This window comes from Rhodococcus huquni (genome assembly GCF_055231055.1).
This window is the reverse complement of record NZ_JBUYWE010000003.1, coordinates 156,782-171,805: the sequence shown is the minus strand read 5'-3', so window position 1 is coordinate 171,805 and position 15,024 is coordinate 156,782. Positions and strand designations below refer to the sequence as shown.

At 66.2% G+C, this 15,024-nt stretch carries 1 protein-coding gene (running past one end of the window); it reads left to right on the top strand.

Translation table 11 applies throughout. The annotated features are described in order from the left end of the window. Nucleotides 1-15,024, top strand: partial view of a non-ribosomal peptide synthase/polyketide synthase gene (locus tag ACZI8R_RS07325; RefSeq protein WP_463378925.1) — the final stretch only. 18,768 nt of this gene lie to the left of the window's left edge; only the last 15,024 of its 33,792 coding nucleotides appear in the window; its start codon lies beyond the left edge, outside the window; it ends in the stop codon at nt 15,022-15,024.

Sequence of the window (15,024 nt, the reverse complement as noted above, 5' to 3'; positions counted from 1 at the left end):
AACGCACTCGGTGGTCTGCCCGAACTGCTCGAACTGCCCACGGATCGGCCCCGCCCGCCCGTGCAGTCGCTACGTGGTGACTCGACCAGGTTCACGATCGATTCCCAGACACACCGGGCACTGCTCGACATCGCGCGGCAGACGCATTCGACGCTGTTCATGGTCGTGCACGCGGCACTGGCCGTTCTGCTCGAGCGACTCTCGTCCCAGTCGGACATCGCCATCGGCACGCCGGTCGCAGGCCGCGGCGAGGAAGAGCTCGATCGTCTGGTCGGCATGTTCGTCAACACCCTGGTTCTCCGTGCCTCGGTGAATCCCGACGACACGTTCACCGATCTGCTCGATCAGGTACGCAGGACCGATCTGGATGCCTTCAGCCACAGTGACGTTCCGTTCGAGCGACTGGTCGAGGTACTGGACGTTCCGCGTTCCACCGCGCATCAGCCGCTGTTCCAGGTCGCGTTGTCGTTCGACAACAACGAAGACGTCGAGATGACTTTCCCAGGCCTGGAGATCTCTGCGATGGAGGCGCCGCTGGGGGTGGCGAAGTTCGATCTCCAGCTGAGCCTCGGAGAGCGATTCGAAGACGCGGAACCGGCGGGCATCGCAGCCCAGTTCGACTACTCCACCGACATCTTCGACGAGAAGACGGTTCGTCTGTTCGCCGACCGGTTCGCACGGATCCTGACCGCATTGGCTGCGGACAGCGACGTCGTCCTCGGCGACATCGAGATTCTCGACGCGGGGGAGAAGGCTGCACTCGCGCCGGTTCGTGGTCCCGAATCGGTGGCTCCGCAGACCCTTCCGGAACTATTGCGCTCCGGTGTCGACGTGGATCCGAACGCGGTGGCGATCTCGTTCGAAGGACACGAGCTCACCTACCGTGAACTCGACGAGCATTCGAACCGGTTGGCGCGGACGCTGATCGATCGAGGTGTGGGGCCCGAGAACTACGTGGCTCTCGCGATCACTCGGTCCATCGAATCGATCGTGGGCATCTGGGGCATCGCGAAGTCGGGCGCCGCTTACATGCCCATCGATCCGAAGCTACCTTTCGAGCGTGTCACCGAGATGCTCGAGGACTCCGGCACGGTCATGGGTCTCACGGTCGGCTCGATCAAGCCCAAGCTTCCGACCACCGTGCCGTGGTTGGTGCTCGGTAGCGAAGACGCCGAGGCAGAGGCAACCAGCGCTGGAGACACCGGTACCGGGGTCGTTGCGCAGTCGGCCGGCCACGTCGGCGACGACGATCGCGTGGCAGCTCTGTCGGTGGATCACCCCGCCTACCTGATCTACACGTCCGGATCGACGGGCAAGCCCAAGGGCGTCGTGGTGACCCATCGAGGTCTCGCGAACCTGACCAGTGAGGTGCGCGAGCAGTACGTCGTGACGGCGCAGTCGCGTTTCCTGCACGTGGCGTCGCCGAGCTTCGACACGTCGGTCGGTGAGTTGCTCGCGGCCTTCAGCGCCGGTGCCACACTCGTCATCTCGCCTGCCGACGTGTTCGGTGGCGACGAACTCGCAGACCTGATCAGGCGTGAGCGGGTCGACAACGTCGTCATGACTCCCACCGCCCTGATGACGGTCGACCCCGAGGGACTCGACTCGGTCAAGTCCGTTGTGGTCGGCGGCGACACCTGTAAACCGGAACTTGTTGCCAAATGGGCACCCGGCCGTGAGATGCGCAACGCGTACGGCCCGACCGAGACGACGGTGATCGTGACGATCACCGACCCGCTCGAGGTCGGCGAACGCATCACCATCGGTTCGCCCCTGCGTGGTGTCGAATCCCTGGTCCTCGATTCGCGGCTGCGCCCCGTCCCCGTCGGGGTCCCGGGCGAGCTCTACATCTGTGGACCGTCCGTCACGCGTGGGTACCACAACCGTCCTTCCGTGACGTCGGAGCGATTCGTCGCCAACCCGTACGGCGAGCCCGGCGCTCGCATGTACCGCACCGGCGACGTGGTGCGCTGGACCGAGGGACATCAGGTCGAGTACGTGGGCCGCTCGGACTTCCAGGTGAAGGTGCGCGGATTCCGTGTGGAACTCGGCGAGATCGATGCCGCTCTCACCTCGCAGCCCGAGGTCGAGTTCGCGGTGACCGTCGGCCATCCCGACCCCGCGGGACAGACCGCGCTGGTCGCCTACGTGGTGCCCGCAACCGGATTCTCGGTCGACGCCGATGCACTGCAGAACGTGGTGGCGGAGTCGCTGCCGCCGTACATGGTGCCGTCCGTGATCGTGGCGCTGGACGAGATTCCGCTGACCGCGATCGGAAAGCTCGACCGGGGGCGTCTGCCGGAACCCGAGTTCGTCACGGCGAGCACGGAGTTCCGTGCACCGTCGACACCCACCGAGATCATGATCGCCGACATCTATGCGGAGGTGCTCGGCACCGACGCGGTGAGCGTCGACGACAGCTTCTTCGATCTCGGCGGCAACTCGCTCAGTGCAACGCGGGTCGTCTCCCGCATCGGACAGGCCGTCGGCACGCGAATCGGTGTGCGAGAGCTGTTCGAGGCGCCGACGACGGCAGCGCTCGCTCTTCGAGTGGCGGAGCTGACCGGCACCGCGGACACCCGCCCGGTGCTGAAGGCGAAGCCGCGACCGGAGCGTATCCCGCTGTCGCTGGCACAGTCTCGGATGTGGTTCATCAACCGCTTCGATCCGGACTCTGCGGCATACAACATCCCGATGGCAGTGCGGCTGACCGGGAAGCTGGACCCGCAGGCGCTGCAGGCCGCCGTGTTCGACGTCGTGGAGCGGCACGAGACGCTGCGCACCGTGTACCCGGATTCCGCCGAAGGTGCCCATCAGGTGGTCCTTCCGATGGAACAGCTGCCGCTCGACGTCACTCCCGTTCGGGTGAGCGAGGACGAGTTGCGCGAGCGCCTCGTCGCCATGGCCACCACCGGATTCGATGTCACCGCAGACGTTCCGCCGGTGCGCATCGGGTTGTTCGAGATCGGGTCCGACGACTTCGTGCTCGCGCTGGTCATTCACCACGTGTCGACCGACGGTGAATCACTGGCACCGTTCGTTCGTGACGTGATGACCGCCTACATGGCACGGCTGTCCGGAAGTGCGCCCGAATTCGAGCCGCTGGCCGTGCAGTACGCCGACTACGCGATCTGGCAGCGAGAGCTGCTGGGCAGCGAGGACGATCCGAACAGTCTGCTCACGCAGCAGGTGAACTTCTGGCGGGACACCCTCGCCGGCGCACCGGACCTGCTCGAGCTGCCGCTGGATCAGCCGCGCCCGCCGCAGCAGACGCTGCGCGGTTCACGCGTCGAGTTCACCGTCGACTCCGAACTGCACCAGCAGCTCGCGGAGATCGCGAAGGCGCACAACGCCAGTGTGTTCATGGTGGTGCACGCCGCGTTCTCGATCCTCCTCGGACGCTTGTCCGGTGCCGAGGACATCGCGGTCGGCACCCCCATCGCGGGGCGCGGCGAGCGCGAGTTGGACGGCGTCGTCGGCATGTTCGTGAACACGTTGGCCTTGCGCGTCCAGGTCGACGGCAGTCTTGCCTTCGCCGAGATCCTCGATCGTGCCCGCGAAACCGACCTGGCTGCGTTCTCGCATGCGGACGTGCCCTTCGAGCGGCTCGTCGAGGTGCTCAACCCGGCACGTTCGATGGCGCATCACCCGATCTTCCAGGTGGGGTACTCGTTCCAGAACACCACCAAGGCGACCCTCGAATTGCCGGATCTGACCGTCGCGCCGCTCGAGGTGGGTCACGACACGACCCAGTTCGATCTGCACCTGATCCTCAGCGACAGCGGTGTCGACCAGGACATGACCGGTGTCTTCACGTTCGCCACGGATCTGTTCGAGCAGGCGACCGTGCAGCGGTTCGCGGACGCATTCCTGCGAGTGCTCGCCGGCGCGGTGGCAGCGCCGAATGCTCCGGTCGGTGACCTGCCGTTGCTCGACGATGCCGACCACGCACTCGTCGTGGACCAGTGGAACGCGACGGATCATCCGTTGCCGGAAGCGACACTGCCGGACCTGTTCGACACGGCCGTCGCCGCCACACCGGACGCACCCGCAATCGTGTTCGAGGACGAGAGGCTGACCTACGGGGAGTTCGACCGGCGCGTCAACCGGCTGGCTCGACACCTCGTCTCGCTCGAGGTCGGCCCGGAGACCATCGTCGGTCTCGCATTCCACCGTTCGGTCGATCTGCTGGTCGCGATGTACGCCGTCGCGAAGTCCGGCGGCGCGTACCTGCCGATCGACCCGGATCATCCGGCCGAGCGCACCGCCTACGTGCTCGAGAGCGCGCAGCCGGTATGCGTGCTCACGACCTCCCAGGTGGCTCCGACGTTGCCGGGAGAGGTGCAGACGGTCGCGCTCGACGAGATGGACCTGAGCGCACTGTCCGACGGGCCGATCACAGCGGCGGAGCGGATCGCGCCACTGCGTCCGGAGAACACCGCCTACGTCATCTACACGTCGGGCTCCACGGGACGCCCCAAGGGTGTCGCGGTGCCGCACGCGGCAATCACCAATCAGCTCCGCTGGAAGCAAGGGCAGTACCCCTTGACCGGAGACGACGCGGTTCTACTCAAGACGCCTGCGACGTTCGACCTTTCGGTCTGGGAGTTCTGGTGGGCTCTCACTGCCGGTGCGCGACTCGTCGTCGCGACCCCGGACGGACACAAGGATCCGGCGTACCTCGCGAACCTGATCGAGACCGAGACCGTCACGACTCTGCACTTCGTGCCGTCGTTGCTGTCGGCATTCCTGGCTGTTGCGGAGCCGCGACAGATCGAGTCGGTGCGCCGTGTCCTGTGCATCGGTGAGGCGTTGCCCGCCGATGTGGTCACCCGATTCCGAGCGGTGAGCTCGGCGGAGATTCACAACCTGTACGGCCCGACCGAAGCCGCAGTCAGTGTCACGTACTACGAGTGCGGCGACGAGACGGCGGGCTCGGTGGCCATCGGCCGTCCCGAGTGGAACACCCGTACCTACGTTCTCGACACCCGTCTGCACCCGGTGCCGGTCGGTGTCACAGGTGAGCTGTATCTCGCCGGCGATCAGTTGGCACGTGGATACTTCGGCCGCTACGACCTCACGGGGGAGCGCTTCATCGCCGATCCGTTCGGTAGCGGCGAACGGATGTACCGCACCGGTGACCTCGTGCGGTGGAACCGCGACGGCGATCTGGACTACATGGGCCGCAGCGACTTCCAGGTGAAGGTGCGTGGCTTCCGCATCGAACTCGGCGAGGTCGAACGCGCACTCGTGGCGCATCCGTCCGTGGCACAGGCGGTCGCGGTCGTGCACAGCGATCGCCACACCGGGGATCAGCTCGTCGCGTACCTGGTGCCCGAGATCGATTCGACCCTCGACCTGCGTGACATCTCGTCGTTCGCAGGCAAGTCGGTACCCGGATACATGGTTCCGGCCGCGCTGATCCCGCTCGACGAGTTGCCGCTCAACATCAACGGCAAGATCGATCGCAAGGCACTTCCGGAACCCGAGTTCGGTACGACGGGTGACCACTACAAGGCTCCACGCACCCCGGTCGAGGAGATCGTCGCCTCGGTGTTCGAGGACGTGCTCGGCCGCGAGCGGATCAGTGTCGACGACAGCTTCTTCGACCTTGGCGGCAACTCGTTGATCGCTACCCGAGTCGTCGCCCGGGTGAACTCTGCGCTCGACTCGACGATCGGAGTCCGCGAACTCTTCGAGGCACCGTCGGTCGCTGCCCTCGCGACTCGGGCCGAGCAGTCGTCGACCGAAGCGGCTACTCGTCCGGCACTGGTGGCCCAGCGCCGCCCGGAGCGAATCCCGCTCTCGCCTGCCCAGTCTCGGATGTGGTTCATCAACCAGTTCGACAAGGCGTCGGCCGCGTACAACATCCCGCTCGCGATTCGCCTGAGTGGCGATCTCGACGTCTCTGCGCTGCGCTCTGCCATGGCGGACGTGGTGGAACGTCACGAGACTCTGCGCACGACCTACCCGGACAAGGGGTCGGGCCCCGAACAGGTCGTCGTCTCCCGGGCGGACGCGTCGATCGAACTGCTCACCGAGAACGTGTCGGACGAGCAGGAGATGCAGACCCGAGTGATCGAACTCGTCACTCGCGGATTCGACGTGGCTGCCGAGATACCCGTGCGGGCCGGTCTTCTGCGGTTGACCGATTCGGAGCACGTGCTGGTCATCGTGATCCACCACATTTCCGGCGACGGCGCCTCGACCGCGCCGCTCGCGCGCGACGTCGTCGTCGCCTACAGCGCACACGTTGCGGGAACGGAACCCGGTTGGGCTCCGCTCGACGTCCAGTACGCAGACTTCTCGCTGTGGCAGCACGAACTGCTCGGCGACGAGAAGAACCCGGAGTCACTGTCGGCGAAGCAGATCGGCTACTGGCGGGAGGCTTTGGCCGGCTTGCCGGACGTCCTGCCGTTGCCGACCGACCGGCCGAGGCCGCAATCGCAGTCGTTGCGCGGCGCCAACTTCGAGTTCGAGATCGATGCCGAGCTCAGGGCGCGGCTCGCCGGTCTCGCACGTGAGAACAACGCCTCGCTGTTCATGGTCGCGCATGCGGCGCTCGCCGTGCTGCTGGCGCGTCTGAGTGCAACCGACGACATCGCGATCGGTACCGCCATCGAGGGTCGTGGAGAGTCCGCTCTCGACGACATCGTCGGCATGTTCGTGAACACGCTCGTATTGCGCACCACCGTGGATCCGGAGATTCGCTTCGCCGATCTGCTGTCGTCCGTGCGGCAAGACGACCTCGGCGCGTTCACGCACAAGGACGTTCCGTTCGAGCGTCTTGTCGAGATCCTCCAACCGGAGCGTTCCACCGCCTTCACGCCGCTGTTCCAGGTCGCGTTGGCGTTCCAGAACGTCGAGCAGGCACATCTCGAACTGCCGGGCTTGACCATTCAGGGACTCGACGGTGGTGTGAGCTCGTCCAAGTTCGACCTCCAGCTCACGCTCGCCGACCAGGACGACTCCATGCGGGGTGTGTTCACCTACGCCACGGATCTGTTCGACGAGAGCACGATCGCGGGATTCGCCGACCGATTCCAGTGGATCCTGCGCGCGGTGACGGCGGATGCGTCGGTCGCCGTGGGCGACATCGACATCCTCGGCGGCGACGAACGTCGCACCCTCACTCCTGTACTCGGCGCGGAGACCGCGGACCCCGCGACGATGCTGCAGATTCTCGAATCCGCAGCATCGCAGGATCCGTCGGCGGCAGCGATCGTGTGCGGCGACGAGACGGTCACCTACCGAGAGTTGGACGAGCGGTCCAACCGGTTGGCGCGCGTGCTGATCGATCGTGGTGTGGGTGCCGAGGACTTCGTCGCGCTGGCACTGACCCGATCCGTCGAGTCCGTGTTGTCGATATGGGCCGTTGCCAAGACAGGCGCCGCGTTCGTGCCTGTCGATCCGAGCTACCCCTACGAGCGCATCCTGCACATGGTCACGGACTCGGCGGTGGCATTGGGTCTCGTCACGACCACGCACGTGGCGGATCTCCCCGACACCGTGGACTGGCTGGTTCTCGACGATCCGGAGTTCGCGGACGTATGCGGAGAGGCGTCGGGCGACGCGATCGCCGAAGACGAGCGCCTGCGCCCGATCAGGCTGACCGACGCGGCGTACGTCATCTACACCTCCGGCTCCACCGGTATGCCCAAGGGTGTGGTGGTGACCCACGCAGGTCTGTCGAACGTGACGGCCGAGCAGCGCGAGCGACTCGGGGTCACGCCGGCGTCGCGGGTCCTGCACTTCGCGTCCCCGAGCTTCGACGCCTCGGTGTTCGAACTGCTCTTCGCGGTGGCTGCGGGCTCCACGATGGTGATCGCGTCCGGAGTGGTCTACGGCGGTGAAGAACTGGCGCGGTTGCTCAAGGAGCAGCGGGTCACCCATGCTTTCATCACGCCGGCAGCCCTCACCACCGTGGACCCGGTGGGCCTCGAGAACATCGAGGTTCTCTCGGTCGCCGGTGAGGCCTGCCCGCCGGAACTGATGGCGCGTTGGGCGCCCGGCCGACGGATGTACAACCTGTACGGACCGTCCGAGGCAACGATCTGGAGCACCTCCAGCACGCCGATGCAGGCCGGGGTTCCCGTCACCATCGGCGGCCCGACCAGAGGCGTGGACGTCGTCGTCCTCGACGCTCGGTTGGCGCCGGTACCGGTGGGTGTGCCGGGTGAGCTGTACGTGGCCGGTCCCAGCGTGGCGCGTGGGTACCACAACAGGTTCGGGCTCACAGCGGAGCGATTCGTCGCGAATCCGTTCGGCGGACCGGGGGAGCGGTTGTACCGCACCGGTGACGTCGTCAGGTGGGTCCGAGGCGAAGACGGACTCGTGCTCGACTACGTCGGCCGCAGTGATTTCCAGGTCAAGGTGCGCGGATTCCGTATCGAACTCGGTGAGATCGACGCGGAACTCGGTCGGCATCCTTCCGTCGACTTCGCGGTCACCATGGGCCATCACCGTGAGAAGACGGGGCAGACGGTGCTCGTCTCGTACGTTCTGCCGGCTGCCGGTGAGACGATCGACGTCGCCAAGCTGTCGTCCTTCGTGGCCGAAACCCTGCCGGGATACATGGTGCCGTCGTCGATCATGCCGATCGACGAGGTGCCGATGACCCCGGCGGGCAAGCTCGACCGCAAGGCGCTGCCGGAACCGCAGTTCGTCTCGATGTCTTCGGACTTCCGCGGCGCCTCCGGCGCCATGGAAGAAACGATCGCCTCCGTCTTCGCCGAGGTCCTCGGCGTCGATCGGGTGAGCGTCGACGATTCGTTCTTCGAGCTCGGTGGCGACAGCATCGTGTCGATCCAGCTGACCACGCGGGCCAAGGCGGCCGGTGTGCTGTTCGCCGCCCGCGACGTGTTCGAACGCAAGACGGTCGCGGCGCTCGCGGAAGTGGCGGTGTGGACCTCGGATTCGGAGGTCGTCACCCTCGAAGAGCTGCCCGGCGGCGGCGTGGGTCCGGTTGCGTTGACTCCGATCGCGCACTGGTTGCTCGATACCGCGGGAAGCTTCGACCGCTTCTCGCAGGCGGTCCTGCTCACGTTGCCGGTGGGCGTCACCCGAAGCAATGTGGTGACGACCGTGGATGCCGTACTGGCGCAGCACGACGTGCTGCGCTCGCGCCTGACCGGTTCGGGGGCTGATCGGGTGTTCGAAACCCTCTCCGTCGAAGAGGCTTTCAGCGCCGAGGATCTGATCGAACACATCGAGATCACCGATGTTCCCGGTACTCCCGAGTTCGCCGAACTCGGACGCGAGGCCATGAACCGTGCAGCTGATCGTCTCGATCCGGCTGCAGGGCGGATGGTGCAGTTCGTCTGGTTCGATCCCGCCCCGGCACTGGGCGGCACGGGTGGACGACTGCTGGTGCTCGCTCACCACCTCGTCGTGGACGGCGTCTCCTGGCGAATTCTGGTGCCCGACTTCGTCACCGCGGGCTCGCAGGTGTCGAACGGTGAGACCCCGCAGCTTCAGGCGACCGGCTCGTCCATGCGGGCCTGGGCGAACGGCCTCGTCGAAGAGGCTCGGTCGGAACATCGCATCGCCGAACTCGGATTCTGGCAGCAGACTCTCGAGGGAAGCGACCCGCTGCTCGGCTCGAGGGCGCTCGACCCGAAGCGGGACGTCGTGTCGACCACTTCGCGCACGAGCATCACGTTCTCCACCGAGCTGACCGACGCACTGCTCACCAAGGTGCCCGAGGTCGTGCAGGGCGGCGTCAACGACGGTCTCCTGACGGCGCTCGCGTTGGCAGTCTCCTGGTGGCGTGCCGGACGTGGCCTCGCCGACAGCTCGGTCCTGATCAACCTCGAGGGCCACGGCCGTGAGGAAGAGACCGTTCCCGGTGCCGATCTGGCGCGCACCGTCGGCTGGTTCACGACCCTGTTCCCCGTTCGCCTCGACATCGGACGAGCCGATCTCGACGACGCCTTCCGCGGCGGCCCCGGAGCCGGTATCGCCCTCAAGGCAGTCAAGGAACAGCTTCTTGCGATCCCGGATCACGGAATCGGATTTGGACTCCTTCGCTACCTCAACGAGGAGACCGGTCGAGCTCTCGAATCGCTGCCGACCCCGCAGATCGGCTTCAACTACCTCGGCAAAGCCGGAGCGGTCGAGGTGCCGGAAGAACTGCGTGCACTCGGCTGGATGCCGGACTCCGACAGCGGCGAGTTCGGCGGCGCGATGGACGACGACATGGTCGCCCCCGCGGTGCTGAGCATCAACGCGGTGACATCGGATACCGCGTCGGGGCCGGAGTTGTCCGCGAGCTTCGCCTTCGCGACCGGAATTCTCGACGCGGACGAGGTGGCCGAGCTGGTCCGGCTGTGGCACACCGCCGCAGCGGCGCTGGCCGAATACGCCACGGCGCCGGGCAGCGGTGGACTCACTCCCTCCGACGTTCCGCTCGTCTCGATCGGACAGGGTGAGCTCGAGGTCCTCGAGGATCACTACACCGGTGTCGGGGACGTATGGCCGCTCGCTCCGCTGCAGTCCGGTATGTACTTCCACTCGGTGCTTGCCGAGGAGGCAGTCGACGTCTACACCGCTCAGGTCGTGCTGGACCTGGCCGGGACGGTGGACGCCGAGCGCCTGCGCGCCGCTGCGAATGCGTTGGTCGCAAGGCATTCCAATCTGCGGACGGCGTTCGTGCAGAACGAGGCGGGTTCTCCCATTCAGGTCGTTCTCGACGACGTGGACGTGCCGTGGCACGAGGTCGACCTGCGTTCGCTCGCCGACCCGGAGCGTGAAGCGGAGATTCGTCGACTTCTCGCCGAGCACCGAACGGCCCGTTTCGACATGGCGAAGCCGCCGCTCATGCGGTTCCTCCTGATACGGGTCGGCGCCGACGAGTACCGCTTCTCGATCAGCAACCACCACATCCTGCTCGACGGATGGTCGATGCCCCTGCTGATGAAGGACCTGCTGGTTCTGTACGCGACGCGTGGCGACGCCTCGCACCTGCCGCGGGTCCGCGGATACCGCGACTTCCTGAGCTGGCTCTCCGAACGCGATGCGCCGGTGTCCAGAAACGCGTGGGCACAGGCTCTCTCGGGCCTCGAGGCTCCCACGATCGTTGCGCCCGCACCGGCTCCGAGCAGCGAGGATCGGCCCAAGCCGATCAAGTACTCGGTTCAGGTCGGTCGAACGGTCAGCGAGGAGTTGGCGCGGGTCGCGCGCGATCGCGGTGTCACGATGAACACCATCGTTCAGGCCGCATGGGGACTCCTGCTGTCGCGCATGACCGCCTCCGAGGACGTCGTGTTCGGCGCGACCGTGTCGGGTAGGCCGCCGGAGGTCACCGGCATCGAGTCGATGATCGGTCTGTTCATCAACACCTTGCCGATCCGCGTGCGCATCGATCCGAACGAATCGATGGTGGGTCTGCTCGAGCGTCTGCAGGCCGAGCAGTCCGCGTTGTTGGACCACCACCACGTCGGGCTGCCGGAGATTCAGCAGATCGCCGGAATCGGTGGCCTGTTCGACACATTGACGATCTTCGAGTCCTACCCGATCGACCGGGCCGGCCTCACCGAGAGCAGCGACATCGACGGTCTGCGGGTTGCCGGAGTGGCCATCGCCGACGAGTCGCACTACCCGTTGACGCTGCTGGCGCAGTCGGATTCGGAGGTGTCGCTGGCACTCGAGTACCTCCCCGACGTGTTCGATCTGCAGACGATCGAGCGGCTCGGTGCACGGCTCGAGAAGGTCCTGAACACGATCGCCACCAACAGTTCGACTCTCGTCGGAGACCTCGATCTGTTGACTGCGGCGGAGCGGGCACTCGTCGTCGACGACTGGAACGACACACGCCACGACGTCGACGCGAAGACGGTCGTCGACTTGTTCGACGCCCAGGTCGCGAGCACCCCCGACGCCATTGCTGTAGTCGCGGAGGGTGTGGAGCTGACCTACGCCGAGTTCGCCGCTCGGGTGAACCGTCTGGCGCGGCACCTGATCTCGATCGGGGTCGGACCGGACCTGGTGGTGGGTGTCGCGATGCCGCGCTCGGTCGACATGGTGGTCGCGCTCTACGCGATCGTGGCGGCCGGTGGCGCGTACGTGCCCATCGACCCGGAGCATCCGATCGAGCGCGTCGAGTACGTGGTGGCCAGTGCACAGCCGGCATGCATCGTGACCTCGGATCCCGCATTCGCAGTCGGGGACACCCCCGTCGTGCGAATGGGCGACGTCGATGCGACGGCGTTCGACGGTTCACCCGTGCGGCGCGGCGAGCGACTGGGAACGCTGGGCAGCGACAACCTCGCGTACACCCTGTACACGTCGGGTTCGACGGGCCGACCCAAGGGCGTGCAGATCACGCATCGCGCACTCGTCAATCAGCTGTCCTGGTTGCGCGACGAGTACGACATCGGTGCGAAAGACGTGCTCCTGCAGAAGACGCCGTTCACGTTCGACGCCTCCGTGTGGGAACTGTTCCTGCCGTTGGCCGTCGGCGGTCAGCTCGTGGTGGCGGGCCCGGACGGGCATCGGGACCCCGGATACATGGCCGAACTCGTGTCCTCCCGATCGGTCACGATCATCCAGTTCGTGCCGACGGTCCTCGACATGTTCCTCGAGGTCGCGGATGCGGACCGATGCGGATCGCTGCGGTTGGTCTTCGCCGGTGGCGAGGCGCTGCCGCAGGCGACTGCGGGCCGTGTCGAGAAACTCGGCGACGCCCGACTGGTCAACCTCTACGGCCCGACCGAGTCGACGATCAACTCCACCGCGTACACGGTGAACACGTCGGAGGCGCACACCATTGCGCCGATCGGCTCGCCGGCCTGGAACACCCGTGCGTACGTTCTCGACGGTCGCCTGAATCCGGCACCCGTCGGAGTTCCCGGCGAGCTGTATCTGGCGGGCACGCAGTTGGCTCGCGGGTACGTCGGTGGTCGCGGCGCGAGTGCAGACCGGTTCGTGGCCAATCCGTTCGCGGACGACGGCTCCCGCATGTACCGCACGGGCGACCTCGTGTTCTGGAACGAGAACGGCTCGCTCGAATTCGTCGGCCGCACGGACTTCCAGGTGAAGATCCGTGGCCTGCGCATCGAACTCGGTGAGATCGAGTCCGCTCTCGCGACGCACGAGGACGTGTCGAAGGCCGCCGTGATCGTGCACGAGAGCGAGGTCGGCTCGCGGCTGGTCGCGTATGTCGTGCCGAAATCGGGTCGAGCTGTGGACACCACCGAACTCGGCGAGTTCGCGGCACGGTCGTTGCCCGAGTACATGGTTCCGGATGCGATCGTCGTGTTGGGCTCTCTTCCGATGGGCACGAGCGGCAAGCTCGATCGGCGAGCACTGCCTGTTCCGGAGTTCTCGGCGACCACCGAGTTCCGGGCGCCCCGAACAGCCACGGAGACCAAGCTCGCGGCTCTGTTCGCCGATCTGCTCGGACGCGATCGCATCGGTATCGACGACTCGTTCTTCGAGTTGGGCGGCGACAGCATCGTGTCGATTCAGCTGGTGGCGCGTGCTCGAGCGGAAGGAATCCACTTCACGGCGCGTGACGTGTTCGAGCGACGCACCGTCGCGCAGCTGGCCGCGACCGTGGATTCGGGTGACGTCGTCACGCTCGAGGAGTACGCGGACGGCGGTGTCGGTACCGTTCCTCTCACTCCGATCGCCGCGAAGATGGTCGAGCGCGGTGGTGACTACAACCGCTTCGTGATGCCGATGACGCTGGTCCTGCCCGTCGGTATCGACCGCACCAAGATCGTCGACACGGTCACCGCCGTGGTCGATACCCACGATGTCTTCCGCTCGACACTGGTGGACACGGACCAGGGGCCGCGACTCGAGATCGCTCCTGCTGGTTCGGTGTCCGTCGACCGTGTGGTCGACCGGGCCGAGTTCGATCCCGCTGCGCAATCGGGGCCGGAGTCGTTGGCCGAAGTGATCAAGGTCGAGTTCGGGAACGCACTCGCGGGCCTCGATCCTCGGACCGGCGACATGCTGCGGTTCGTATGGCTCGACCCCACCGATCCGTCGGTGCCCGGGCGACTCGTCGTGGTTCCGCATCACCTCGTCGTCGATTCGGTGTCCTGGCGAACACTCGTCCCGGACTTCGCGATCGCCGGCGCGCAGGTGGCCGAGGGCTCCGTGCCTTCGCTGCAGCCGGTGGGGACGTCGCTCCGCCGGTGGACGGACGGCCTGATCGAGGCAGCGCAACTGCCCGAACGGGTTTCCGAACTGGACGTCTGGCGAGGCATCCTCGACGGTCCGGATCCGTTGCTCGGTTCGCGACCGCTCGATCTGGATGTCGACGTGTTCCACACGCTCACCCGCACCCGGGTGGATGTGCCGGTACAGGTCACCGAGGCGCTCCTCGGCGACGTTCCGAGTGCGTTCGGCGGCGAGATCGGCGACGTGCTGGGAGCCGCGCTGGCGATGGCAGTCACGGAGTGGCGTCGAGCCCGTGGAGTCGATCATGCGGCCACGCTGGTCACGTTGGAAGGTCACGGCCGCGAGGAGTCCGTGGTCCCCGGTGCGGACCTCTCGCGCACGGTCGGCTGGTTCACGACGATGTACCCGGCGCGGCTCGATCTTGCCGGTATCGACGTGTCGGACGCCCTGATGGGTGGCCCGTCCGCGGTCGACGCGGTGCACGCGGTGCGTGACCAGTTGGCAGTGATTCCGGACAAGGGAATCGGCTACGGCATGCTGCGGTACCTCAACGAGGACACCGCACCCGTCATGCGGGAATGGGCGGAGCCGCAGATCGTCTTCAACTACATCGGTCGAGTCAGTGCCGACGAGATCCCGGAAGGCTTGCGGGATCTGGGTTGGATCCCGGCCCTCGACTCACCCGATCTCGGTGGCGCCGACAAGAGTGCACTTCCGGCTCAGGCCGTTCTCGACATCCAGTCGGTGGTCGCCGATACCGAGAAGGGCAGGCAGTTGTCGGCCTTCATGGGATTCCCCTCTGCGATTCTGTCGAAGACAGAGGTCGACGAGTTCGCGGCGCTGTGGATCACAGCACTGACGGCGCTCGTGGCGCGAGGTGAAGACCTTCGGTAG